The organism is Mesorhizobium sp. M00.F.Ca.ET.216.01.1.1, from assembly GCF_004010325.2.
Taxonomy (GTDB): Bacteria; Pseudomonadota; Alphaproteobacteria; order Rhizobiales; family Rhizobiaceae; genus Mesorhizobium.
Genome location: NZ_SADR02000273.1, coordinates 1 through 354, shown reverse-complemented (window position 1 = coordinate 354; position 354 = coordinate 1). Strand labels below are relative to the sequence as shown.

Below are 354 nucleotides of genomic sequence, written 5' to 3'. Positions count from 1 at the left end.
GAACTGCGAGCCGTCTCGCGGGAACTCCGGTCCCGCATTGAACAGCTCACCAAAAATTGTCTGGACCGTCGTTATGGCGCGCCCGACTGCAAGCCTACCGCCGACGTGCGCCTGCAGAACAGGCGCGGCGGTCAGGTGGTCTGCATGCGCATGGGTCTCAAGTAACCATTCAGTCGAGAGGCCCTCGGATTCAATATACGCAACGATGGCCTGGGCAGACGTCGACGAATATCGGCAGGTCGGCGCGTCGAAGTCGAGCACAGGATCGATGACCGCCGCCGCAAGTGAGACAGGATCATGAACGACATAGCTTGCGCTGAAGGTGGCCTCATCAAAAAATGCACGGATAATCGG

At 59.0% G+C, this 354-nt stretch carries 1 pseudogene; it reads right to left on the bottom strand.

Annotated features, from left to right (window positions below):
- Positions 1-354 (bottom strand): annotated as a pseudogene (locus EN859_RS36060) (MBL fold metallo-hydrolase); the annotation flags it as partial.